General features: G+C 73.6%; 20 protein-coding genes and 1 pseudogene. 7 read left to right on the top strand and 14 right to left on the bottom strand.

The window, feature by feature from the left end:
* Window positions 1-63: 63 nt before the first annotated feature.
* The 8 genes from ACQEUU_RS34810 to ACQEUU_RS34775 form a co-directional block, all read right to left on the bottom strand.
* On the bottom strand, window positions 64-1,689 hold the full coding sequence (locus ACQEUU_RS34810; protein ID WP_433074204.1) for a GTPase: 1,626 nt from the start codon (window positions 1,687-1,689) through the stop codon (window positions 64-66).
* Complete coding sequence (locus tag ACQEUU_RS34805; RefSeq protein ID WP_433074200.1) at window positions 1,686-3,824, bottom strand: GTPase; 2,139 nt, start codon at window positions 3,822-3,824, stop codon at window positions 1,686-1,688. The genes ACQEUU_RS34810 and ACQEUU_RS34805 overlap by 4 nt, the downstream gene beginning before the upstream one ends.
* On the bottom strand, window positions 3,821-5,053 hold the full coding sequence (gene cobA, locus ACQEUU_RS34800) for a uroporphyrinogen-III C-methyltransferase (protein WP_433074197.1): 1,233 nt from the start codon (window positions 5,051-5,053) through the stop codon (window positions 3,821-3,823). Before cobA ends, ACQEUU_RS34805 begins: the two co-directional genes overlap by 4 nt.
* A 99-nt stretch (window positions 5,054-5,152) precedes the next feature.
* On the bottom strand, window positions 5,153-6,172 hold the full coding sequence (gene speB / locus ACQEUU_RS34795) for an agmatinase (RefSeq protein WP_433074194.1): 1,020 nt from the start codon (window positions 6,170-6,172) through the stop codon (window positions 5,153-5,155).
* A 27-nt stretch (window positions 6,173-6,199) separates the two neighbouring features.
* Entirely contained in the window at window positions 6,200-7,318 is a 1,119-nt protein-coding gene (gene cobT / locus ACQEUU_RS34790) for a nicotinate-nucleotide--dimethylbenzimidazole phosphoribosyltransferase (protein ID WP_433074191.1), read from the bottom strand.
* Between the two features lie 13 nt (window positions 7,319-7,331).
* Complete coding sequence (locus tag ACQEUU_RS34785; RefSeq protein ID WP_433074188.1) at window positions 7,332-8,177, bottom strand: sirohydrochlorin chelatase; 846 nt, start codon at window positions 8,175-8,177, stop codon at window positions 7,332-7,334.
* Window positions 8,178-8,245: 68 nt separating this feature from the next.
* Window positions 8,246-9,421 carry a bifunctional cobalt-precorrin-7 (C(5))-methyltransferase/cobalt-precorrin-6B (C(15))-methyltransferase gene (locus tag ACQEUU_RS34780; RefSeq protein WP_433074185.1) on the bottom strand — a complete coding sequence of 392 codons (1,176 nt, stop codon included), beginning with the start codon at window positions 9,419-9,421 and terminating at the stop codon, window positions 8,246-8,248.
* A gap of 91 nt (window positions 9,422-9,512) precedes the next feature.
* Window positions 9,513-10,592: a GNAT family N-acetyltransferase gene (locus ACQEUU_RS34775; RefSeq protein ID WP_433074182.1), complete on the bottom strand. Its 1,080-nt coding sequence runs from the start codon at window positions 10,590-10,592 to the stop codon at window positions 9,513-9,515.
* A 74-nt stretch (window positions 10,593-10,666) separates the two neighbouring features.
* Here ACQEUU_RS34775 and ACQEUU_RS34770 point away from each other — a divergent pair, with 74 nt between their 5' ends.
* Window positions 10,667-11,041 (top strand): DUF2795 domain-containing protein, encoded by a 375-nt coding sequence (locus ACQEUU_RS34770; protein WP_433074179.1) that lies wholly within the window; start codon window positions 10,667-10,669, stop codon window positions 11,039-11,041.
* A 3-nt stretch (window positions 11,042-11,044) separates the two neighbouring features.
* Window positions 11,045-12,055 (top strand): Vms1/Ankzf1 family peptidyl-tRNA hydrolase, encoded by a 1,011-nt coding sequence (locus ACQEUU_RS34765; protein ID WP_433074176.1) that lies wholly within the window; start codon window positions 11,045-11,047, stop codon window positions 12,053-12,055.
* Here the strand turns inward: ACQEUU_RS34765 and ACQEUU_RS34760 are convergent.
* Genes ACQEUU_RS34760 through ACQEUU_RS34750 form a run of 3 tightly spaced genes read right to left on the bottom strand, consistent with a single transcriptional unit; the run spans window position 12,045 to window position 14,744 of the window.
* Window positions 12,045-12,629: a LutC/YkgG family protein gene (locus tag ACQEUU_RS34760; protein ID WP_433074173.1), complete on the bottom strand. Its 585-nt coding sequence runs from the start codon at window positions 12,627-12,629 to the stop codon at window positions 12,045-12,047. The two genes, ACQEUU_RS34765 and ACQEUU_RS34760, sit on opposite strands and share 11 nt — an antisense overlap.
* Complete coding sequence (locus ACQEUU_RS34755) at window positions 12,616-13,995, bottom strand: lactate utilization protein B (protein WP_433074170.1); 1,380 nt, start codon at window positions 13,993-13,995, stop codon at window positions 12,616-12,618. The genes ACQEUU_RS34760 and ACQEUU_RS34755 overlap by 14 nt, the downstream gene beginning before the upstream one ends.
* 17 nt (window positions 13,996-14,012) lie before the next feature.
* The gene (locus tag ACQEUU_RS34750) at window positions 14,013-14,744 is read right to left on the bottom strand and encodes a (Fe-S)-binding protein (protein WP_433074167.1); all 732 of its coding nucleotides are present in this window, start codon (window positions 14,742-14,744) and stop codon (window positions 14,013-14,015) included.
* Between the two features lie 76 nt (window positions 14,745-14,820).
* On the opposite strand from ACQEUU_RS34750, the gene ACQEUU_RS34745 reads away from it, so the two are divergent.
* The gene (locus tag ACQEUU_RS34745) at window positions 14,821-15,561 is read left to right on the top strand and encodes a FadR/GntR family transcriptional regulator (RefSeq protein ID WP_433074164.1); all 741 of its coding nucleotides are present in this window, start codon (window positions 14,821-14,823) and stop codon (window positions 15,559-15,561) included.
* A 77-nt stretch (window positions 15,562-15,638) separates the two neighbouring features.
* Here ACQEUU_RS34745 and ACQEUU_RS34740 read toward each other — a convergent pair whose 3' ends face one another.
* Window positions 15,639-17,066, bottom strand: a complete 1,428-nt coding sequence (locus ACQEUU_RS34740; protein ID WP_433074161.1) for a sulfatase family protein — start codon at window positions 17,064-17,066, stop codon at window positions 15,639-15,641.
* Between the two features lie 80 nt (window positions 17,067-17,146).
* Between ACQEUU_RS34740 and ACQEUU_RS34735 the strand changes: the two are divergent.
* Both ACQEUU_RS34735 and ACQEUU_RS34730 read left to right on the top strand, forming a co-directional pair.
* Window positions 17,147-18,147: pseudogene (locus ACQEUU_RS34735) on the top strand (LLM class F420-dependent oxidoreductase).
* A 166-nt stretch (window positions 18,148-18,313) separates the two neighbouring features.
* Complete coding sequence (locus tag ACQEUU_RS34730) at window positions 18,314-19,849, top strand: AAA family ATPase (protein WP_433074158.1); 1,536 nt, start codon at window positions 18,314-18,316, stop codon at window positions 19,847-19,849.
* A gap of 18 nt (window positions 19,850-19,867) precedes the next feature.
* On the opposite strand, the gene ACQEUU_RS34725 is transcribed toward ACQEUU_RS34730, so the two are convergent.
* The gene (locus ACQEUU_RS34725; RefSeq protein ID WP_433074155.1) at window positions 19,868-21,865 is read right to left on the bottom strand and encodes an FtsX-like permease family protein; all 1,998 of its coding nucleotides are present in this window, start codon (window positions 21,863-21,865) and stop codon (window positions 19,868-19,870) included.
* Window positions 21,862-22,539 carry an ABC transporter ATP-binding protein gene (locus tag ACQEUU_RS34720; protein WP_433074152.1) on the bottom strand — a complete coding sequence of 226 codons (678 nt, stop codon included), beginning with the start codon at window positions 22,537-22,539 and terminating at the stop codon, window positions 21,862-21,864. Before ACQEUU_RS34720 ends, ACQEUU_RS34725 begins: the two co-directional genes overlap by 4 nt.
* A 91-nt stretch (window positions 22,540-22,630) precedes the next feature.
* Between ACQEUU_RS34720 and ACQEUU_RS34715 the strand changes: the two genes are divergently transcribed.
* Together ACQEUU_RS34715 and ACQEUU_RS34710 are read left to right on the top strand one after the other, a co-directional pair.
* Window positions 22,631-23,278 (top strand): response regulator, encoded by a 648-nt coding sequence (locus tag ACQEUU_RS34715; protein WP_433074149.1) that lies wholly within the window; start codon window positions 22,631-22,633, stop codon window positions 23,276-23,278.
* Between the two features lie 67 nt (window positions 23,279-23,345).
* The gene (locus tag ACQEUU_RS34710; protein ID WP_433074146.1) at window positions 23,346-24,014 is read left to right on the top strand and encodes a DUF4328 domain-containing protein; all 669 of its coding nucleotides are present in this window, start codon (window positions 23,346-23,348) and stop codon (window positions 24,012-24,014) included.
* Window positions 24,015-24,019 lie beyond the last annotated feature (5 nt).

Raw genomic sequence — 24,019 nt, 5'->3', positions numbered from 1 at the left:
TGACGCCCCCGGCGGCGGCCCGGCCTGTGGAACGCCGCCTCGGAGAGCCGCAGCGAGGCCGGGTCAGCTCGACAGGCCGCGCAGGGCCGTGTAGAAGGCGTGGTGGCGGGCGAGCTCGCGTTCGACCGGCTCCACCACCATCTTCTCGGCGATCCCCGCGACCCGCCGCCGCATCTCCCGTTCGAGCCGCTCCCGCTCGCGCGAGGCGCCCAGCTCGACGAAGTTGCGTGAGGCGATGCCCGACAGCGCCCCCATCCCGAGGACGGAGACCGTCATCAGCGCCGCCCAGGGCAGCGCCGCCGTGTCGCCCATCAGTTCCAGCGCGGGTGGCAGCGCGCCCGGCGCGAGCAGCCCCAAGGTGATCCAGAGCAGGCCGAACCCGAACGCGGCGACCAGGGCGTACTGCCACACCTTGAGCAGCCGCCACCAGCCGGGCACCCGGTCGAGCTGGGGCGCGACCTCGGTGAGGTCCTTGGTGAGCGCGGAGGGCACCTTGCCCAGCTGGGACCGGGCCGCGTGGTGGACCGCCGAGCGCCACACCGGGTGCATCGCGCCGGACAGCCCTTCGGCCAGCGCCTGGACGGCGTTGGTGACCTCGGCCGCCTGCGCGCTCACCGTGCCGGTGGCGATCCCCCTGATCTCGTCGCTGACATCCTCCAGGCGCAGGGCCCTGATCGGGTCGGGGCGGAGCCGGTCGACCCAGCGCGGATAGGGCCAGCCGACCCACCGGTTGGAGCGCTCGACGTAGATGTTCTCCATGGCCTCGCCCACGGCGGGCACGCCGACGGCGTCGCAGAGCGCGTCCACGAGCCCCATCTTGCGGGCCTCGTCGACGGCGGCGGGGACGGCGAGCGCCTCGCCGACCGGCATGGCGGCCGACATCCGCTGCTCCAGCTTGCGGAGGTCGGCCTCCAGCTTCTGGATGGCGGCCCGGCGGCGGGAGACGGCGGCCGCGATGACGCTCTTGAGGCTCTCGACGCCGCGCCCGGTGACGGCGGAGGTGGGGACGACCGTCGGGTGCTCGACGCCTTCGCGGCGCAGCAGGTCGTTGAGGTCGATGACCAGCTCGGCGAGCTCCTCGGGGGACAGCCGGTCGGCCTGGTTCAGCGCGAACACGGTGACGGCCTCGTGTCCCGCCAGCTCCGTGACGTAGCGGCGGTGCGTGGAGGCGTCGGCGTACTTCTGCGGGTCGAGCACCCACACCACCAGGTCGGCCCGCCCGATGAGCCGGTCGGCCTCGTTGTCGGTGAGCGCCCTGATCGAGTCGTGGTCGGGCAGGTCGAGCAGGATGAGCCCGTGCAGCTGGCTCTCGCCCTTGTCCAGCGCGCTGGCGCGGGCGAACCGGTGACGCCACTGGATCTGCAGCCAGTCGAGCAGCGGCGCCGCGCCTTCGAGCCCCCACACGCAGGCGTGGGTGCGGGCGGTGGTGGGGCGGCGCACGCCGGTCGGTGACAGTTCGAGCCCCGAGACGGCGTTGAACAGCGACGACTTGCCGCTGCCCGTGCCGCCCGCGAGGGCGACCACGGTGTGCTCCGACGACAGCTTGAGCCGGTCGCCGGCGCGCCGCAGCAGCGACTCGGCCTCGGCCATCAGCTTCGGGTCGAGCCGTCCTGGCCCGAGCTCCACGAGCTTGGACAGCGCGGTCAGGCGGGGGGCGAGCCCCGGCCTCGGTGGGGTGACGGTGGTCATCGTGCCACCTCGAGATTGTACGTGGCCTGATAGAGCCGCGTCGCGGCGGACTCGTCGGGAACCCCGGCCGAGTCGAGCGCTTGCACGTAACGCATGGACTCCTCGTCGAACAGCATGCCGATCCTGGCCCTCAGGTCGCTCAGCGCCTTGGCGCCGATGCCGCGCAGCGACTCCGCGCCCAGCAGCGCCTTGACCAGCCGGTGCGGCACTCCTTCGACGTTGCCGCCGCTGAACATGGCGACCATGAAGATCAGCGAGAGCGCGTCGGCGTCGAACGACACCAGCTTCGACACCGACCGCTTGGCCACGCCCTCGGTGCGGACCAGGTCGGTGACGTGTTCCTGCCAGGCCGCGACGGCGCGGCCGGTGTGCCGTACGAGGTCGTCGGACGGCCGTTCCAGCCCTTTGGCGAGCGCCGCTCCGGCCTCGGCGCGGTGCCGCCAGCGGGCGTTGACCTCTTCGGCCGCGCGGGTGGCGGCGGCCACGATCACCGATTCGAGGCCCGTCCGCAGCGCCGCGCGGAAGGCGATGATCCGCTCCGGCGTCTGCCTGCCGCTCCTGGCGCGCTTGCGCAGCTGGAGCGAGCGCATCAGGTCGCCGGAGCCGGCGAAGTCCTGCCAGCGGGCGAGCACCTCGCCGTGGATGAGCGCGCCGCTCCTGAACGCCTTGTCGAGGTCGGTGAGTGCGGCGAGGTAGGCGGACTCCACGTCGCCGCGCAGCTCGCCGCGGAAGGCGATCTGCGTCTCCAGGTGCTTGGCCAGCGCCGGCACGCGGGTGCGGAAGCTGTCGAGCACGCCGTTGAGCGTCTCCCTGACCGCCTGCGCCCGGCGCGACTGGTCGACGGACAGCTCGGCGAGCCACAGCCGCAGGTCGGTCACCTCGCTGTCGGGCAGCCGCCCGTCGGCGACCTTCGACTCGCCGACGACGAACCGGTCGATCTCCCCCAGGCCGTACTCGGTGAGCATGCGGACGAAGTGCTTGAGCACCACGTCGCGCGCCCTGTCCTGGACGCGGGAGAGCACGATGGCGAGCCGGGCGCCGCGCTCCTTGGCCAGGCGCAGCAGGTTCCACGCGGGGGCGTCGGCGTAGCGGGCGGCGGTGGTGACGAAGATCCACAGGTCGGCGGCGTCGAGCATCCGGCGGGCGATCTCGTGGTGCTCCTCGACCACCGAGTCGATGTCGGGGGTGTCGAGCAGCGCCACGCCCTGGGGCAGCTTCTCCGTGGAGCTGATCACGATGGACCGTGGACCGGCGTCGGATCTGGCCTGGTCGAGCCGCCGCAGCCCGCCCAGCAGCTCTCCCTCGGCGAACCAGGGGCGGTCGTCCGGGTGGCAGACCAGCACGGGCACACCGGTGGTCGGGCGCCGCACGCCGGTGCGCGAGACGTTCTTCTCGGCGAGGGAGTTGACCAGCGTCGACTTGCCCGCGCCGGTCGAACCGGCGACGACGATCAGGGCGGGCGCGGTGTTCATCCGCACCCGGGGCAGCACATAGTCGTCGAGCTGGGCGAGCAGCTCGCCGCTCGCCTTGCGGGCCTCCTCGGCGCCCGGCAGGTCGAGCCCGAACCGCAGCGAGGCCACGCTCTCGCGCAGCGCCCCCAGCGCCGACGTCAGAGCCTCCACCACCTCGGGCGGCAGCTCCTCCTCGCGCTCCCGCGCCTCCTCACCGTCCTCCGCCGAGGAACCCTCACCTCCGGGCTCGTCCTCGGACGCGTCCTCCGCCTCCGATTCCGGTACGTCCTCCGCCTCGGACTCGGATACGGCCTCCTCGGAAGCCGACTCCTCGGACTCCGGTACGGCCTCCGCCTCGGGACCCGCATCCGCCTCAGGCTCGGATAGATCCTCAGCGTCGGAACCCGGCTCCGCCTCCAAGTCTGGTACGGCCTCGGGCTCGGATACGCCCACAGCCTCGGAAGCCGACTCCTCCGAGTCCGGTACGGCCTCGGGCTCGGGGTCCGGCGCGGAGTCCTCCTTGGCCGGCTCGGGCTCGGCGGACGCGGTGGGGTCGTCGGCCGGCTCCGCCGCGTCGGGCTCCGGCTCGGGCGGGGAGCCCGGAGGGTCGTCGGTGATCGCACGGAACCTCAGGGTCTGCTCCCCCGGCGACTCACCGCGCCCGTCATCCATGGCGGTGTTCACGGCAGGCGCTCCGCTCGAACCATCTCGACCTCCTGGCCGACCTTGACGACGTCGCCGACGACGACGATCGCCGGTGGCCGTATCCCAGCCGCGGACACGCGGTCGGCCACGGTGGAAAGCGAAGCGGTGACCGCCCGCTGGGTCGGAAGGGTACCGTCCTGCACCACCATTACGGGAGTCTCCGGTGAACGTCCGTCTCTGATGAGGGTCTCGGCGACCGCCGCCAGCCTTTCGACGGCCATCATGAACACCAGCGTGCCGCCGGAACGCGCCAGGCCGGGCCAGTCGACGGTGGAGCGCGGGTCGCCGGGCGGGACGTGCACGGAGACGACGTGGAACTCCTGGCTCACCCCTCGGTGCGTGACGGGGACGCCCGCCGCGGCGGGCACCGAGACGGCGCTGGTGATGCCGGGCACGACCAGCACGGGGATGCCGGCCCGGGCGCAGGCGATCATCTCCTCGCCGCCCCGGCCGAACACGAACGGGTCGCCGCCCTTCAGCCGGACCACGAACCTGCCCGCTCTGGCGCGCTCCACGAGCAGCTCGTTGATCGCCTCCTGGGGCAGGGACCGCCCGTAGGGGACCTTGGCGGCGTCGATCAGCTCGACGTCGGGGGCCAGCTCGTCGAGCAGGGCGCGGGGGGCCAGCCGGTCGGCGACGACCACGTCGGCCTGGGCGAGGAGCTGCCGGCCGCGTACGGTGATCAGCCCGGGGTCGCCGGGCCCGCCGCCGACGAGGGCGACGCCCACCGGCTTGGTCCGGTTGCGCCGGGCGTCGACGGTGCCGTCGCGCAGCGCGCCCACCACGGCGTCGCGGATCCCGGCCGCCCTGCGCGGGTCGCCGCCCGCGGTGACGGCCACGCTGATCTCGTCGACCCGGCCGGAGGCCGGGGTCCAGGCGGCGGAGGCGTCCTTGTCGTCGGCGCGCACGCACCAGATGCGTTTGGCCTCGGCCTCGGCGGCCACCGCGGTGTTGACGGACCGGTCGTCGGTGCACGCCTGGACAAGCCAGGCGCCGTCGCAGTCGCCCACTTGGTAGGGCCTGGCGTGCCAGGTGACGCGGCCGGCGGCGATGAGGTCGTCCAGAGCGGGGGTGACGGACGGCGAGACCAGGCTCACCTCCGCGCCCGCCTCGATCAGCGCGGGCACCCTTCGCTGGGCGACTCGCCCGCCGCCCACGACGAGGACGCGGCGGCCGGAGAGCCGCAGGCCGAGGAGGTAGGGACCCATGGTAGGGGAATCTTCCGTTCGCGGAACGTTACGTGCTAGGTGGTAAACCTACCGGCTCCCGGCGCACCGGATCTCAACGCATCAGGTGAATCGCATGGGTCATCGGCCGTCGAGCAGAGGTTGGCGCGGATCCCAGCGCGGGCCGCCCGCGTCGTCGGCGCGGCGTCTGGCCATCGCCGAGAGCGCCTCCAGGATGACCCTGTTGCCGAGCAGTGCGGTGATGTCGGCGTGATCGTACGGGGGCGCGACCTCGACGACCTCCAGGCCCGCGACGGGCAGTTCGTAACAGACGCGCCGCACCGCGTCGAGCAGTTGCCTGGCGGTGAGCCCGCCCGGCTCGGGGGTGCCGGTGCCGGGCGCGTGACCGGGGTCGCACACGTCGATGTCGACCGACAGGAAGATCCGGTCGCACTCGTCCAGCGCGATCCCGAACGCCTCGGTGAGGCAGGTGTCCAGGCCGCGGGCGACGATCTCGGTCATCTCGTACGAGCGCATCCGCTGCTGGGCCATCCACTCCAGCGTCTCGGGCTCCGGCCAGTAGCCGCGCAGCCCGATCTGCAGGAACCGGTCGCCGCGGATCGCGCCGGACTCGATGAGGCGGCGCATCGGCTGGCCGTGACCGTGCAGGTGGCCGAAGGCGATGTTCCCGGTGTCGGCGTGCGCGTCGAAGTGGATCATCGAGGTGCGGCCGGGGGCGTGCGCCCGCGCGGTGCCGCGGGCGTCCGGCAGCGCGATCGTGTGGTCGCCGCCGAGCACGACCGGGACGGCGCCGGAGGCCGCGACGCGGTGCACGGCCGACTCGATGGCCGCCAGCGAGGTCTCCACGTCGCCCGAGTAGCACTCGACGTCGCCGGCGTCGAGCACCCGCAGGTCGCGCAGCGCGTCCACGCGCAGCGCGAGGCTGGGCCTGGCGCCGTCGTGCGGCAGGTAGCAGGCCTGCCGCAGGGCCATCGGGCCGAACCGGGCGCCGGGCCGGTGGGAGGTCCCGCCGTCGAAGGGCGCGCCGACGATGACGACGTCCGCGTCCGCGTAGCTCGCGGGGTCGTCCAGGTCGCAGCGTTCGACGCCGAGGAATGTGATGTCCGGGCCGTACATCGGTCCGTATCTGGGCACTGTCACCTCACATGGCTCCTGTCCCTTTTATCATCACATGGGCTTTTCGGTGACTCCTGCCGAGTCGAACGTGGCGACCTCGTGCATGACCCGTACGGCGGCGCAGACGAGCGGGTGGGCCAGCAGGCCGCCGGTGCCCTCGCCGAGCCGCAGCTCCAGGTCGACCAGGGGGCGCAGGCCGAGGTGGTCGAGCGCGGCGGCGTGTCCTGGCTCAGCGGAGCGGTGGCCGGCGACGCAGTGGTCGACGACGGCGGGATGGAGCGCGGCGGCGGCCAGCGCGGCGGCTCCGGCGATCACCCCGTCGAGGATCACCGGCACCCGCGCCGCCGCCCCGGCCAGGACGAACCCGGCGATGGCGGCGTGCTCGAACCCGCCGACGGCCGCGAGCACCCGTGACGCCTCGGCCCGGCGGTCCGGCGCGGGCCCGCCGTCCGGCCTCCCCGGCGTCGCGGGCTCCCCCAGCAGTCCGTTGACCTGGAGGGACTCGCGGACCACGGCGATCTTCCTGGCGTGGGCTTCCCCGGTGATGCCGGTGCCGAGACCGGTCACCTCCGCGGGGTCGCGGCCGGTGAAGGCCGCGATGAGCGCCGCGGAGGCCGTCGTGTTGGCGATGCCCATGTCGCCGGTGATCAGGCACCGGGCGCCGGACGCGACCAGGTCGCGGGCCACGCCGATGCCCGCCTCCAGCGCGCGTACGACGTCCTCGCCCGTCATCGCCGGCCCGCGCGACAGGTCGGCGGTGCCGTACCCGATCTTCCGCTTGACCAGGCGGGGATGGTCGGGCAGGTCGGCCGCGACGCCGACGTCCACCACGGTGACCGACGCCCCGGCCTGGGCGGCGAAGGCGTTGGCCACCGCCCCGCCGGCCAGGAAGTTGCTCACCATCTGCACCGTGACCTCCTGCGGCCACGGGCTGACGCCCCGGGCGTGCACGCCGTGGTCGGCCGCGAAGATGGCCAGCGCGGCGGGCGCCGGCACCGGCGGCGGGCTCACCCCCGCCGCTCCGGCGAGCCGTACGGCGACCTCCTCCAGCGCGCCCAGCGACCCGCGCGGCTTGGTGAGCCGGTCCTGGTGGGCGCGGGCGTCGGCGAGCACGGCGGGGTCGGCGGGGCGGAGCGCGGCGAGCGTCTCGGTGAGCGTCTCGGCGAGCACGGAACCTCCGGGATCAGGGGACCAGGTGAAGCGCTTCCTCGTAGCGGTCGATGACCACGTCGGCCAGCGTCTCACAGTCCCCGATGACCTCGGCGCAGCGGATGTCGAGTTCGGGATGGCCGGCGCCGTAGGCGAGCGCCTGCGCCCACACGCGCTCCAGCGTGCCGCCCGCGAACAGCAGGTAGGGCACGACGATGACGCGCTTGGCGCCCAGGCGGCGGCAGCGCTCCAGCCCGCCGGGCACGCCGGGCGGGGTGAGGGAGACGAACGCGGTCTCCACGGTCATGAGGTCGTACGCGTGCGTCTCCCAGAACAGCCGGGACACGCGGTGCACGTCGGCGTTGGCGGCCGGGTCGGTGGAGCCTTCGCCGACCAGCACGACGGCGGTCTCGCCCGGCTCGACGTGCGCCGGGACGCCGTCGAGGGCGGCGCCGTCGACGGCGCGCAGCCGGGGCCTGCCGCCGACCAGCTCCAGCGGGCGCGGCCTGGGCATCTCGGCGGCGGCGTCGTTGAGCCGCTCGGCGAGCAGCGCCAGCACGCGCGGGTCGGGGCCGACCGGGCGGCCGTAGTCGTAGCGGAGCGTGGGGTGCCGCTGCTGTTCCAGGGCCATGGCGGCGGGCAGGTCCGCGTTGGCCCGGCTCAGGCTCAGCGGCAGCGCGACCAGCCGGTGGTGGCCGCGGGCGACCAGTGAGGCGACGGACTCGCTCAGCAGCGGCGTGGCCCGCTCCAGGTAGCCGCCCGACACAGCGGCTGCGGTGCGGTCGAGCCGGCAGCGGAGCCGGTGCACGAACCTGCCGAACTCGGCGGAGTCGGCGTCGTCGTTGGAGCCCTGCCCGACGAGCAGGAGCGGCGGCTTCATGGGGAAGGTTCTCCGGTGCGTAGATGAGGACACGCGAGGATAACCGATGCGCGGCGCTGAGCGACAGGTCAGGAACCGTCGGCGGGGGTCGCGTGCACCACGAAGACCGGGTCGGCCGAACTGAGGCTGTGCGCGCCGTCGGGGCCGATGACCAGCCCGGCGGCCAGGATCTGGGTGCCCTCGGCGCGGTAGCCGTGCTCGCGCAGCAGGTCGAGCACCGCGGACACGCGCTCGACGGTCTTCAGCGCGCACACCAGCGAGCGGGGCCGGCGGGCGGCGCAGGCGACGACCACGTCGGGCCCGCCGCCGCCGACGAAGACGGCGTCGGGGTCGGGCAGCGGTTCGAGCGCGGGCGGCGCCTGGCCCCGGGTCAGCGCCACCTTGACGCCGTGGCTCAGCACGTTCTCGCGGAGGCGGGCGCAGGCGGCGGCGTCGCGCTCGACGGCCACGACGGCGGCGCCGAACCTGGCGCACTCCACCGCGATCTCGCCGCTGCCCGCCCCCACGTCCCAGACGAGGTCGCCGAGCCGGGGGCCGAGCTTGGCGAGCACGTACGCGCGCACCTCCGCGGGCAGCCTGGACTCGAAGGGCAGCGCCCATCCGGCCGGACCCGGCTGGGCGCCCGCCACCCAGCCCGGTTCCTTCTGGCGGTGCAGCGGGTCCACGACGAGCACCACGTCCGGGTCCTTCCACGGCCGGGTGGTGGCCTCGCCCATGCGGCTGTGGGTGACGCGCTGGTCGGGGCCGCCGAGGTCCTCGCAGACGATGAGGGAGCGCGGGGTGGTGGGGGCGAGCTCCCTGGCGATCTCGCCGGGGCCGACCCCGGGGGCGACGAGCAGCGCGACCTTGGGGTGCGCCCGGCAGGCGTTGACGACGCGGCCGAGCTGGTGCGGGCCGGCCGGGGCGACGACGAGGGCGTCCTCCCAGTTGAGCCCGGCGCAGGCGAAGGCGCGGGTGACGATCGAGGTGGCGGGCAGCACGTCGGGCTCCAGCCCGTGGCCGCGCAGCGTACGCACGACGCCGAAGAAGCCCGGGTCGCCCTCGGCGATCACGACGGCGGAGCCCTCGCCGCGCCCGAGGTGGGTGTCCAGGGCGTCGAGCAGGCCCTCGGGCGGGGCCGTGGCGGCTGACAGGGTGAGCCGCCGGGTCAGGCTCTCGGGACCGATGACCAGCCTGGCCGCCTTCAGCCGGTCGACCGCCTTGGCCGGCAGATCGGAACCGTCCCACCCGACAACCGTGATCATGCGCCTCACCGTCCTCACCCCCCAGATTGACGGGTGCACCGCCGTTTCACCAAGAGCTCGCGGCGCCCGGTTCGGGGAGAGGGCCGCGCGATCAGCTGAGGTCGGCGGGGACGAGGCTGTAGACGACGAGGTCCTCGCCGCGCAGCGCGCCGCGCTCGACGCCCTCGCGGACGAAGCCCGCCTTCTCGGCGACCCGCTGGGAGGCCGGGTTGGACACGGCGGCCCGCAGCCTGAGCCGGTGGAAGCGCTGCTCCTGGAGCAGCCAGCGGCCGATGGCGGTGACGGCCTCGGCGGTGTAGCCCCGGCCGCGCGCCCACGGCGCGGCCATGTAGCCGATCTCGCCCGTCCGGTTGCCCCAGTCCACGTCCCTGAGGTCGACGCTGACCGCGAACCGGCCGCCTTCCTCCTCCTCGACGGCCCAGGCGACGCCCTCGCCGCGCAGCCGCATCCGCTCCGCGTCCGCGATGAACGCGCGGGCGTGCGCCTGGGTGTAGTTGCGCGGCACGCCGGTCATGGACTGGGTGAGCGGGTCGGCCGCGGTGGCGGCCAGGTCCGGCACGTCCTCCTCGGCGAACGGCCGGACCAGCAGCCGGCCGGTGCGCAGTTCGGTCCTGGGCAGGAGGTCGGCCGGGGTGCGGCTGTCGTCGCGCAGCAGGCCGAAGATCACCAGGTCGTGCGGGCCGTCGTCCTCCAGCACCGCGGCGCGCAGCACGCCCTCCCAGGTGAAGCCCGCCTTCCTGGCGACGCTCAGTGACGGCAGGTTGTCCAGGTTGGCCGTCAGGTCGACGCGCCGCAGCGTGGTCTCGGCGAAGACGTACGCGACCAGCCCGCGCAGCGCCTCGGTGGCGAGCCCACGTCCCCGGTGGAGCGGGTGCACGCCGTAGCCGACCTCGGTGGTGCCGGCGCCCCACACGGTCTTGAACAGGCTGATCGCGCCGACGATGAGCCCGTTCCGGTCCGTCATGGCCAGGTGGATGCCCTGGCCGGAGCGGTGCAGCTCGTGCACGCCGTTCGCGAGCCACTGAGGGACGGACGCCACGTGACCCGGGGCGCCGGGAGGCAGGAACCGGGCGCCGGACTCGACGACGGACCGGATCCGATCCGCGTCGGAGGGGCCGAACGGGCGCAGGACGAGCCGCTCGGTGGCGATGGCCGGCTGGGGATCGAACACGTCCGCAGCGTACACAACTCACCATGTTTGCCCACGAAAGCCCGGGTAGGGGGCGGCAACGGGGAGGAGTGACGATGAAAGAGCAGAGCCCTCGCACGGACGAGCGGCGACGGCACGAAGCGGAGGGGCCGGACGGTTCCGGCGGCGGCCCGCGCGGTCTTCGGACCGCGCCCGCCGAGGAGTGGCGCGAGCCCGAGCCCGGCCAGCTGGAGCGGGTGCACCGCTACTCGCCGGGGCAGCGCGGCCACGCCGGGCGGGCCGACCTGGCCGCGTGGCTGAGCGACGCCGACTTTCCCGCGACCCCGTACGACCTGATGCGGCACGCCGAGCGGATGGGCGCCCCTGACGAGGTGGTCACCGTCCTGCGCCTGCTCCCGGCCCGCCGCTACATGACCATTCCCGAGGTGAGCCGGGCCGCGGGACGCGACCCGGCGAAGCGGAGGTGGTGACCTGTGCGACTCGACTTCATCCGGTCGCTCTACGAACGTCCAGGACCGTACGCGTCGGTGTACGTGGGCGCGCTCACCGCGAGGGAGCGGGCCGCCCAATGGACCAGCCTGCGTGACGAGCTGGAACGGGCCGGCTGCGCCGCGTCGGAGGCGCTGCAGGAGGAGGTGCTGAGCCCGGGGCCCGGCCGGGCGGTGTTCGCCGCCGACGGCGAGGTCGTGCTGTCGGAGCCGCTGTCCGACGTGCCGCACCCGATGGCGGCGTTCGGGCCGCTGCCGCTCGTCACCCCCATGCTGATGCGGCGGGGCGAGAGCGTGCCGCACCTGCGGGTGATCATCGACCACGCCGGCGCGGACGTCGCGGTGTACGGGAACGGCTCGCCGCGCACGACGACCGTGCAGGCCGAGGAGTGGCCTCTGCAGAAGACCGCGCAGGGCGGCTGGTCGCAGCGGCGTTACGAGAAGACGGTCGAGGAGACCTGGGAGAAGAACGCCGTGGCCGTCGCCCAGGAGGTCGACGAGCAGGTGCGGCGCATCGGCGCCCAGCTCGTGCTGGTGGCCGGGGAGCCGCAGTCGCGCTCGATGCTCTGCGACCATCTCGGCACCAGGTCCGCCGACCGTCTCCAGATGGTCGAGCACGGCCACCGCAACGGCACCGGCGCGTTCGAGCAGGACGCGGAGAGCGCGCTCGACAGCTGGCTGGACGACCACCGGGCGAAACTGGTGGAGCGCCACGGCGAGCAGGGCGGCCCGTCCGGCGTGGCGGCGGTGGCGCGGGCCCTGCGCGAGGGCCGGGCGCAGGCGGTGCTCATGCCCGGCGAGCTCGCCCGCACGGTCTGGATCGGCGAGGGCGCGACCCAGCTGTCGCCGGACGCCGGTGAGCTGCGCACGTGGGGGGTGGAGCAGCCGGTGGCCGAGCGCGCCGACTCGGCGCTCGTCAGGGCCGCGGCGATGACCGACGCCGAGGTCTGGTTCACCGACCAGGTCCCGGACGTGGCGGCGGTGCTCAGGTACTGACGATCACCTCCAGGGTTCTGGGGCCGTGCACGCCCTCGACCCGGTTCAGCTCGATGTCGCTGGTCGCCGACGGGCCGCTGATCCAGGTGAGCGGGCGCGCCGGGTCGAGCCTGGCCACGGCCTCGGGAACGCCCGCCACGATCTGATCGGCCCGCACCACGCACAGGTGGTAGTCGGGCACCAGGGTCTGCGCGCGGGTGCCCTGGCCGGGGCCGGTGTCGAGGACGATGGTGCCGGTCTCGGCGATGGCGACCGCGCACCCGGTGACCACCCCGTCGGCGGCGTCCAGCTCGGCCAGCGATCCGCCGGCGGGCTCGGCGCCGCCCGACCACGCGGGCGGCAGGCCGTCGGGGATCACCATGCGGCGCCCCCGTACCAGTCCCGCTATCGCGGCGGGCACCTCGTCGGCGGGCAGCACGCGCACGATCGCGCGGTAGTCGCGCACCCGCTCGGCGAACAGCCCGGCCAGGTCGCCGACCGGCGGCGCGGGCCGGTAGGCGCGCGGGATCCGCACCTCGGGCGCGCCGCGCACGGCCTGCCGGATCCGGCCGAGGATCTCCTCACGCGCGCCCATGCCGCTCCTGCCTTTCCCACCAGTCTCTGAACGGTTCCTCCGGGATGCCGGGCAGGTCGCGGGTGTCGGTCCAGGCCGACAGCGGGCCGGGCAGCCTCCTCGGCACCAGCCCGCGCAGCCGCGAGGCCAGGCGCTGGACCAGGGCCAGGCGTCGCCGGTCGCGGAACACCCAGCCGGCCACCCGCATCCCGGCCCGCTCGGCGACCCCGTGCGGGGCCCGTCCGCGCAGGTGGACGAGCACCTCGGGGATGTCGATCGCCACCGGGCAGGCGTCGAAGCAGGCGCCGCACAGGCTGGAGGCGTACGGGAGCGAGGCGTCCAGCTCGGAGCCCATGCCGCGCAGCTGCGGGGTGAGGATGGCGCCGATCGGCCCCGGATAGACCGAGCCGTAGGCGTGGCCGCCCGCCCGCTCGTACACGGGGCACACGTTGAGGCAGGCCGAGCAGCGGATGCAGCGCAGCGCCTGGCGTCCCACCTCGTCGGCGAGCACGCCGGTGCGGCCGTTGTCGAGCAGCACCAGGTGGAACTCCTGGCCCTCGGCCGAGCCGGTCCACATGCTGGTGTAGGGGTTCATCCGCTCGCCGGTGGAGCTGCGCGGCAGCAGTTGCAGGAACACCTCCAGGTCGCGCCAGGACGGCACCAGCTTCTCGATGCCGACCACGCTGATGAGCGTCTCGGGCAGGCTCAGGCACATGCGGCCGTTGCCCTCGGACTCCAGGACCACGAGCGTGCCGGTCTCGGCGACCATGAAGTTGGCGCCGGAGACGGCGACCTTGCTCCGCAGGAACCGCTGCCGCAGGTGGAGGCGGGCGGCCTCGGCCAACGCGGCGGGCTCGTCGGTGAGCCCTTCGGGCGCGTCGCCCATCCGGTCCAGGAAGATCTCGCGGATCTCGGCGCGGTTGCGGTGGATCGCCGGCACCAGGATGTGGCTCGGGAAGTCGTCGCCGAGCTGGACGATCAGCTCGGCGAGATCGGTCTCGTAGGCGGCGATGCCGTGCTCGGCCAGCGCCTCGTTCAGGCCGATCTCCTGGGTGGCCATCGACTTGACCTTGACCACCTCGGTCTCGCCGGTGGCCTTGACCAGGCCGGCGACGATGCGGTTGGCCTCGGCGGCGTCGCGCGCCCAGTGGACGTGGCCGCCCGCGGCCGTGACGGCCTCCTCCAGCTGGAGGAGGTAGCGGTCGAGGTGGCGGAGCGTCTCGTCCTTGATCGCCTTGCCGGCCGCGCGCAGCTCCTGCCAGTCGGGCAGCTCGGCGACGACGCTCTCGCGCCGGCCGCGGATGGTGTGGGTGGCTTTGCGGAGGTTGTAGCGAAGCTGCGAGTTCCGTACGGCTTTTTCGGCATTTTTCGGGAAACTGGCTGGCATGCCGAGGAAAGTGGCACTCATTCGCCCGCCTCCGTGCCGGCCAGGATCTCCGCGAGATGCATCACCCGTACCCCCGTGTTCTGACGCCCGAGCATGCCGCCGATGTGCATGAGACAGGAGTTGTCGGCCGCGCACAGCACCTCGGCGCCGGTGCCGAGCACGTTGCGCGCCTTGTCCGCGCCCATGGCGGCCGAGACGGCGGCGTTCTTGACGGCGAACGTGCCGCCGAAGCCGCAGCACTCCTCGGCGGCGGGGAGCGGGACCAGCTCCAGGCCGCGCACCCGGCCCAGCAGCCGGACCGGCCGGTCACCGAGGTGGAGCCCGCGCAGCGAGTGGCAGGTCGGATGATAGGTCACCCGGTGCGGGAAGTAGGCCCCCACGTCCTCGACCTTCAGCACGTCGAGCAGGAACTCGGTCAGCTCGTGCACCCGCGGCACCAGCCCGCCGACGGCCGCCGCTCCCCTGCTGCCGGGCCGGACCAGCTTGGGGTACTGCTCGCGGATCATCGCGGCGCACGACCCCGAGGGGACGACCACCGCCTCGTAGCCGGCGAAGACCTCGGTGAAGCGGCGCGCCAGCCGCACGCCCTCCTCCGGGTAGCCGGTGTTGACGTGCATCTGCCCGCAGCAGGTCTGCGCGGACGGGAAGTCGACGTCGCAGCCCAGCCGGCGCAGCAGCGACACGACGGCCTTGCCGGTGCCGGGGAAGAGCGTGTCGTTCACGCAGGTGAGAAACAGGGCGACGCGCACGCTTCTCCTTCCGGGTATGGTCAGACCACAGTATGGTCAGACCATAGAGGACCGCAATGCCTCGACGGAGGTCCCGTTGCCTGATACCCGCCCGAAGCGGACCCGCACGTTCGAGGACGTGCTCGCCCAGCTGGAGCGCCGGATCGCCGAGGACGGCCTGACCGCCGGCGACCGGCTGCCCGCCGAGCGGCAGCTCGCCGAGGAGCTGGGGGTCAGCCGCTCGTCGGTGCGCGAGGCGATGCGCGTGCTGGAGACGCTCGGCGTGGTGACGTCCCAGGTGGGCCGGGGTCCTGACGCCGGCGCGGTGCTGGTCTCCCGGCCCGGCCACGCGCTGACCGACCTGCTCAGGCTGCACCTCGGGCTGACCGGCCTGGAGCCGCGCGAGGTGATCGACACCCGGCTGATGATCGAGCGCTGGGCGGCCGCCCGAGCCGCCGCGTCCGGCGCGTCCCGCGCGTCGGGCATGTCCGGGGCGTCCGGGGCGTCCGGCGCTTCCGGCGCGGACACCTCCGCGCTCGCCGTCGCGCTGGCGGGGATGAACGCGGCGCGGTCGGCCGAGGAGTTCGTCGAGCACGACATCGCCTTCCACTGCGCGATCGCGGACGCGTCCGGCAACCGGCTCATCGCCGCGTTCATGCGCTCGCTCCGCGACGCCATGCGACGGCACGCGGTGGACGCGGTGGAGCGGCTGGGCGACACGGCGGTGCTCCGCGCCGGTCACGAGCGCATCCTGTCGGCGATCCACGCGGGCGACCCGGAGGAGGCGGCCCGCGCGGTCACCGACCACCTGTCCGACGCCTACCCGTCCCTGTTCTGACCGCCCCGTCCTGACCGCCCTGTTCTGGCCGCGCCGTTCGGCCGCCCTGTCGGTCTCGCGCCGCTCCCGCGGGCGGGTCAGCGGGCGGTCAGGGTGTCGGCGATCCGGCAGGTCGCGCCCGAGCAGACCCGCATCGCCGCCAGCCGGGCCCGCAGGTTCGCCAGCAGCTCGGGGTCCGCCCGCCGGGCGAGGTTGTGCAGTTGGTACGGGTCCGCCTGCAGGTCGTAGAGCTGCTCCTCCCCCGTCTCGTACAGGACGTAGGTGTGGCGCCGGGTGCGCAGGGCGCTGTAGCCGGGCACCGGCGTCTGCGCGGCCGACACCTGGTTGGCCGGCCTGGCGAACTCGACCAGCACGTTCTCCCGCCACGCGGCCGGCCGCACCCCCCGCAGCAGCGGCGTCATCGACCGGCCCTCGGCGAACGGCGGCACCCCGGCCCCGCCCAGCTCGGCGATGGTGGGGGCCAGGTCGACGGTGGCGCTCAGCTCCTCGACCGACGCGCCGGCCGGCACCCCCGGCCCGCGCACCACCAGCGGCACCCGGATCGCCTCCTCGAACGGCGTGGTCTTGCCCTGCGTCAGCCGGTGCGTGCCGAGGTGGAAGCCGTTGTCGGAGGTGAAGAACACGTACGTGTCATCCAGCCGGCCCGTGTCCCTCAGCGCCTGCATCACCGTGCCGACCAGGTCGTCCACCCCGAGCATGGCCCGCATCCTGGTGCGGTGGATCTCGTCGGCCCGGTCGATCTCGGTCCGGCTCAGGGGAGGCCGGGCGCGCAGCCAGGCCGGCTCCTCGCTGACGTCCGCCTGGTCGAACGACGGCGTCCGGGGCGCCATGAGGTCGCGGAACGCCTCCGCGTGCCGTACCGGGGGGTGGGCCGGCAGGTGGGGCGCGACCGGCGCGAGGAAGAGGAAGAACGGCCGCCCGTCCGCCTCGATGAACTCGCGTGCCTTGTCTCCCAGCACGTCGGCGAGGTGGTCGTGCTCGCCCCAGCCGTACTCGACGGGGCGGCCGTCGCTGTTGAGCCGGTAGCCGTACTCGTCGTAGAGGCCGCGCACGGGCACGTGCCAGGTGTCCCAGCCGGGCGGCACGTAGGTCTCGGGCATCGGGCCGGGGTAGTGGTTGAGGTACTTGCCCAGGTACGCGGTGCGATAGCCCGCGTCCCGCATCCAGGTGCCGATGGTGGAACGTTCCAGACCAAGGCCGTTGAAACGCTCGAACCCCCCTTCGGGCGCCGTGTTGGTCCAGACGCCGTGGCTGTGCACGTACTGGGAGCGCAGGATGGACGAGCGCGACGGGCAGCACCAGGAGTCCGCCGTGAAGAACCGGTCGAACGACGTGCCCTGCCGCACCAGGTGGCGGGTGATCTCGGGGAAGTGGGCGAGCGTGCCGGCCTCCAGGTCGTCGGCCAGGATCACCACGATGCTCGGCCGGGACGCCCGGTGGGCGCCGCTGGGCTCGGCCGCGAGCGACAGCAGGAGCAGGACGCAGGCGAGGCAGCGGATGAGCACAGCTCTGGCTTCCCCTGCGGCTCGCGCATTGACACCCCCGCCCGCCCCGGGGGTAATAGAACTACCTTCCGGAGGTGTCGATGAAGCTGGGCCTGAACGTCGGCTACTGGCAGCGCCACGCCGACGACGCGACCGAGTCGGTGCTGGCCGCCGAGCGGCTCGGCTACGACTCGGTGTGGACGGCGGAGGCGTACGGAACCGACGTGTTCACGCCGCTGGCCTGGTACGGCGCGCGCACGTCGCGGATCAGGCTCGGCACCTCGGTCGCCCAGCTGTCGGCCCGCCCGCCGGTCACCACCGCCATGACCGCCATGACGCTCGACCACCTGACCGGCGGGCGGCTGCTGCTCGGCGTGGGCGCCTCCGGCCCGCAGGTGGTCGAGGGCTGGTACGGCCAGCCGTTCGCCGGACCGTTGGCCCGTACGCGCGAGTACGTCGAGATCATGCGCAAGGTCTGGCGCCGCGAGGAGCCGGTGACCAGCGACGGCCCGCACTACCCGCTCCCCCTGCCCGGCGGCCTGGGCAAGCCGCTCAAGCTCATCACCCACCCGCTGCGCCCCGACATCCCGGTCTACCTGGGCGCCGAGGGCCCGAAGAACGTCGCCCTGGCCGCCGAGATCGGCCAGGGCTGGCTCCCGCTGTTCGCGTTCCCCTCCAAGATCGAGGAGATGTACGGCGACGCGCTCGCCTCGCGCGGCCCCGGCTTCGACGTCGCCGCCATGGTCATGGTGGTCATCTCCGACGACGTCCGGGCCGCGCTCGACGGGGTCAAGCTGATGCTGGCGCTGTACATCGGCGGCATGGGTGCCAGACACCGCAACTTCCACGCCGACATCATCGGCCGCATGGGCTACGCCGAGGCCGCCGAGCGCATCCAGGCGCTCTACCTGGCGGGCCGCAAGGACGAGGCGTTCCGCGCCATCCCGGACGAACTGGCCGACGGCATCTCCCTGGTCGGCCCGCCCGGCCGGATCAAGGACGCCTGGAGCCGTGGCACAGGTCCCCGGTCACGTCCCTGCTGGTCATGGGCCCCCGCGACGAGGACTCCCTGCGTACGATCCGCGACCTCGTACTCGGCTGAGTTCCGGCCATCCCCGGCATCTCCATCGGCGAGACCGATGACGACGGGGATCAGGGAACGACAATCACCACGCACAGCACCTCAGTGATGACAGTATGTGATTATGCGAACGCCCCCGGCGAAAACCTTCAACACCGCAGGTCCGTGTGATCCCCGGTGCCACTACATGCTGCCTCCCACCCCTCGGCTGCCCGAGGCACGAGCGCTGATCGAGCTGGACCGCTACTTCGTGGTCCACGCGCCCCGGCAGACCGGCAAGACGACAGGTCTGCGCACCCTGGCGTCCGAGCTCATGGCCGAAGGCGACATCGCGGCCCTGGCGTTCTCCTGCGAGCGCGCCAAGGTGGCCCGCGATGACGTCGGCTGGGGAGAGTCGATGCTGCTGGATTCCATCCGCGAGGCCGCCGAGCGATCGGGCCTGCCGAAGAGACTGCTGCCGCCCGACCCCTGGCCGCAGGCCACCCCGGGCAGCCGGATCATCACGGCGCTGAGCGAGTGGTGCCGTCGCAGCCCGCGCCGGGTGGTGCTGTTCTTCGACGAGATCGACGCTTTGCAGGGCGACAGCCTGGTCAGTTTCCTCTGTCAGCTCAGGGACGGTCACAACGCCCGGCCCGACGGGCAGCCGTTTCCCACGTCCGTGATCTTGTGCGGGCTGCGCGACGTGCGTGACTACAAGGCCGCGGTGGGCGCCGACCCGGACCGGCGCAATCCGACCAGCCCGTTCAACATCGTCACGGAGTCGTTGCGCCTGGGCGACTTCACCGCCGACCAGATCGGCGAGCTGTACGGCCAGCACACGGAGGCGACCGGGCAGGAGTTCACCAAGGACGCCGTCGACCGGGTCTTCGAACTGACCCAAGGACAGCCGTGGCTGGTCAACGCCTTCGCTCATGAGATCACCTTCAAGATGGGCGTGACCGGCGCCGTCACCGCCGGGCAGGTGGATGAGGCCAAGGAGCGGTTGATCAGGGCACGCGCCGTCCACCTGGACTCCCTGGCCGCGCGGTTGCACGAGCCCCGGGTCAAGCGCGTGATGGAGCCGGTGGTGGCCGGATCGTTCCCGGACCTCGACCCTGCCTTCTCCGAAGCTCTGTCGTACGTCCGCGACCTGGGCCTGATCAAGCAGAAACCCCCGCTGAAGGTGGCGAACCCGATCTACCGGGAGGTCATCCTGCGGGTGCTGGGAGACCCGGCGGAACAGTACATGATGGCCGATCCACATGGCTTCGTCATGCGAGACGGCCGGTTCGACATGGAGCGGCTGCTGCGGGAGTTCGTCGTGTTCTGGCGGCAGCACGGCGAGGTGATCGTCCAGCAGGAGGGCTACCACGAGGCCGCCTGCCAGATCATCCTCATGGCCTTCCTGCACCGGCTGGTCAACGGCGGCGGCTATCTCGACCGGGAGTACGCGGCCGGAACCAAGCGTCTGGACGTGCTGGTCCGCTGGCCCTACACCGGGCCGGACGGCGAACGCCTGGTGCAGCGGGAGGCGATGGAGCTCAAGGTCTGGCGGGCGGGCAAGGAAGACCCGCTGCCCGAAGGGCTGGCCCAGCTCGACGGCTACCTGGACCGCCTCAGCCTCACCACGGGCGTGCTGGTGATCTTCGACCGGCGGCCCGAGGCTCCGCCGTGGAGCCAGCGAGGGACGTTCGACGAGGCGACCACGCCGTCCGGCCGCCAGGTCACCGTTCTCCGTGGGTGAGGGATCGCGGCCGAAGGGTCAGTCGGGGCGCGGTGACGGGTCGGTGGTGACCGCCACCAGCAGGGGCCTGCTCAGCGCCCCGGCCCCGAGCACGCCCGCGAAGCCCAGCGCCACGCAGATCGCCAGCATGACCGCGCCGCTCACGTTCGGGGCGCCGATCATGAACGGCGTCGCGCAGAACACCCCCGCCGCGATCGTCCCGCCGCCCATCACCGTGAGCGGGATCAGCGTCTCGGCCCGCCGTGCCCGGTCCAGCACCGCCAGCGGGGTCCCCGCCAGCCGCAGCAGCCCGTACGTCTGACGACGGTCCAGCACCGACGAGGCCGCGGTGATGCCCGCGCCGGCGATGGCCACCAGGAACGACACCGACAGCACCACCACCGTGCCCACCCGGACGTCGTCCAGCAGCTGGAACCCGAACCGCTGGTCGTCGGCCTCGCTGGTGGGCGTCCGCCCGGGGACGAGCCCGGCCAGCGCGGTCCGCGCCCGGTCGACGACCGCCGCGCCGACAGCGTCCGCGTAACCGGCGGCTCCCTCGCCAGTAGCCGCGTCACCGGTGGGCGGGGCGGCGACGCCGGTCACCGTTACCGTGACCAGCTTCTTCGAGTGTTCGACCCGGGCGGCGAGCCCGGCGTCCCGCACCCGCTCGCGTGCCTGCTCGGCGACCGCCGCGGGCCGCCCCTCCGGCACTGCGAGCCGGAACACCGTGTCGGACGCCCCGCTGGAGAACGCCCCCGGGCTGAGCATCCCGAGGAACCCGGCGACGAACCCGGTGAGCGCGACCCCGCTGACCGTCCGCCAGGCCGAGCGCGGATCGTCCACGAGCCTGCGCCCGGCCAGCAGCAGGGCGGGCCCGCGGGCGAAGGCGGCGGCGATCCGGCCGACGAGGCCGACCACCCACGGCCCGGCCAGGTTGAGCGAGAGCAGGGTCAGCGCGATCGCCACCGCGATCACCGTCGCGCTGGTCTCCAGCCCCACCAGGGGGAAGGCGGCCAGCACCGCGAGCAGCGTGAGGACCCGCAGCACCCGCATCCCGGGCGGCGTCTCGCGCCTGGCCACGCCCAGCGGGCTGACCACGACCCGCCGCAGCCCGGCGACCGCCGACAGGCCGACCAGCAGCGGCACCGCGACGAGCGCGCCGGCCAGCAGCAGCGGGTGCGGCCACAGGTCGCCGGCGTACCAGGGCCCGCCGCCGATCTCGATCCGGGTCAGCAGCGGCACCGCCGCCGCGTACGCCGCCGTCCCGGCGACCGCGCCGCCGAACGCCACGATGACCGCCTCGGCCACCGTCATCCCGACGACCTGCCCAGGGGTCGCGCCGACCAGTCGCAGCGTCGCCAGCCGCTGGTCGCGCCTGACGACCGTGAGCCGGGCCGCGGCGCCGCCGAACACCAGCAGCGGCACCACCATGAGCACGCTCGCGATCAGCGCCAGCACCTGGTACGCCTGCGCGTCCTCCGACACCCTGCCGGTGAAGTCCGCGACGCGGGTGGGCGGCCGGCCGACGACCCAGTCGTCGCTCCGCCCGGCGGTCATGACGGGCGCGTCCGGCCGGTGCCCGACCACGGCCACCAGCTCACCGGGATAGGCCAGCGCCTCCTCCCCCAGCACCCCGGCCACGGCGGGGAAGCGGGCCGCGAACTGGTCGGCGGGCAGCTCCCGCGCCAGTTCGGCCAGCGCCGGCGACAGCCACGTCTCGCCCGGCGCGGGGAAGCGGTCCAGCCCCGGCGGCGGGGCGGGTGACCTGTCCGGCAGCGCCGCCACGTCCACGACCGTCAGCTGCCGGTCCCGTACGTAGTCGAACCGGGCCGCCTGGACGGCTGTCGCCCCGTTCCCCGCCGGCACCGGGTTGCGCCAGGCGTCGCGCTCGCCCCTGGACTGGAAGGCGAAGTTGGCCGTCACCGCGAACAGCAGCAGCGCCGTGGCCACCGCGACCGCCCCCAGGGTCAGCCAGGTGCCGAGCAGCCCGCGACGGCCGCCGCCCTTGAGCAGTCGCCACGTCAGTTCGAGGTTCACGCCGCCACCCCGCCCGCCGTCAGCCTGCCGTCGCGGACCTCGACCGTGCGGTCGCACCAGGCGGCCACGTTCGGGTCGTGGGTGACCACGACCAGGGAGGCGCCGTTGTGCTTGGTGGCCTCCACGAGCAGCCGCATCGTCTCGTGGCCCGTCGTCTGGTCGAGCGCCCCCGTGGGCTCGTCGGCGAACACCACGGCCGGCTTGGTCACCAGCGCCCTGGCGATGGCCACCCGCTGCGCCTGGCCACCGGACAGTTCGCCCGGCCGCCTGCCTTCCATGCCGCCCAGCCCGAGCGGGCCGAACCACTGCCGCGCGGTCCGTACCGCGTCCTGCCGGGCGACGCCGCCGAGCATCAGCGGGAGCGCCACGTTCTCCTCGGCGGGCAGCTCCGGCAGGAGCTGGCCGAACTGGAACACGAACCCGAACCGGGTGCGGCGCAGCGCGCTGCGTCTGCGCTCGCCCAGGTGGTCGATGCGCTGACCGAGCAGGTGGACCTCGCCCGCGTCCGGCTTCATGATCCCGGCCAGGCAGTGCAGCAGCGTCGATTTGCCGGAGCCGCTCGGCCCCATGATCGCCACCGCCTCCGCTGCGGCCACGGCGAGGTCCACCCCGTCCAGCGCCACCGTCTGCCCGAACCGTTTGGCGAGAGCACGCCCCGCAAGCACGTCGTTCATGGCTCCCCAGCGTGCCGGGACGGGCCGGGCGAGCGGATCGGCCATGGGTACGGTCCGCATCGGCCGTTCGGTTGACCCTAGAGTCTGGGGCGTGACAATTCGGGTTCTCATCGCTGACGACCAGGAACTGGTGCGTACCGGGTTCCAGATGATTCTGGACGCGCAACCGGACATGCGGGTGGTCGCGGCCGTCGCGGACGGCGCGGCCGCGGTCGCCGAGGCCACGCGGCTGCGGCCGGACGTGTGCCTGCTGGACATCCGGATGCCCCGGCTCGACGGGCTGGAGGCGACCCGGCTGCTGGCCGGTCCTGGCGTCGAGAACCCGATGCGGGTGGTCATCGTCACCACGTTCGACCTGGACGAGTACGTGTACGGGGCGCTGCGGGCGGGCGCGACCGGGTTCCTGCTCAAGGACAGCGGGCCGACGCTGCTGGTGGAGGCGGTCAAGGCGGCGGCGGAAGGCGAGTCGCTGGTGTCGCCGTCGGTGACGGTGCGGCTGCTGCGGCACCTGGCCCAGCCCCGGCGCTCCCCCGCTCCGCTGCCCGAGCCGCTGACGGAGCGCGAGCTCGACGTGGTCCGGCTGGTGGCCAGAGGGCGCACCAACCAGGAGGTGGCGGCCGAGCTGTTCGTGTCGCTGTCGACGGTCAAGACGCACCTCGGGAGCATCTTCACCAAGCTCGGCACCAGGAACCGGGTGGAGATCGCCGCGTGGGCGTGGGAATCGGGCGTCGTGAGCTGATTAGCGGGTCAGCCTCCGGGATACAAGTGAATCAGAACCTCAGCGCATGGCCCGGGGGGAGAACATCGTGCGCCTTGCCCAGGCACCGCCCACCAAGAGCGCCAACGCCGTCTACGTGACGCTCGCCGCGCAGGTCGTCTCCCTGGGCGCGCTGGTGGTCTTCGAGCAGGTGCGCGGCAGACACCTGGCCGCCGAGGTGGCCGCGGTCGGCGGGCGGCCGTCGGGCGCCGACGCCGACGCGCTGGCGGGCGCGGCGACGGCCTTCGCGGTGCTGCTGCTGCTCGTGGTGACCGCCACCGTCGCCGCCGCGATCGCCTACCTGACCTGGCTGGTGCGCACCCGTCAGTCGGTCGCCCCCTCCTACGCCCGGAGCACGGTCGTCGCCGCCTGGTTCGTCCCCGGCGTCAACCTGATCGCGCCCGCGGTGCTGGTGTACGAGACGTGGCAGGCGGCCGGTCCGCCGGAGGAGGGCCGGCGCGGGCGCGTGGCCCTGGTGGCGGGCTGGTGGCTGAGCTGCCTGGCGACGCTGGCGGTGTTCACCCTCGTCCTGCCCTTCGACGCGGACGGCCTCACCGGCCTGGGTGTCCCGGAGCTCGCCTGCCTGGCCCTGACGGCCGCCCTCTGCGCGGCCACGGTCCGCCGCATCACCGCGCTCCAGCGCGCGTCCTCCGCACGGATCCGCACCGGGTCCCCGGCCCCGGTCGCCCCGGCCACCCATCTGGACCCCGCGACCTGACGAAC

It is taken from the genome of Nonomuraea sp. CA-218870, assembly GCF_050936535.1.
Taxonomy (GTDB): Bacteria; Actinomycetota; Actinomycetes; order Streptosporangiales; family Streptosporangiaceae; genus Nonomuraea; species Nonomuraea corallina.
This window is presented reverse-complemented; position numbering and strand designations above follow the sequence as displayed.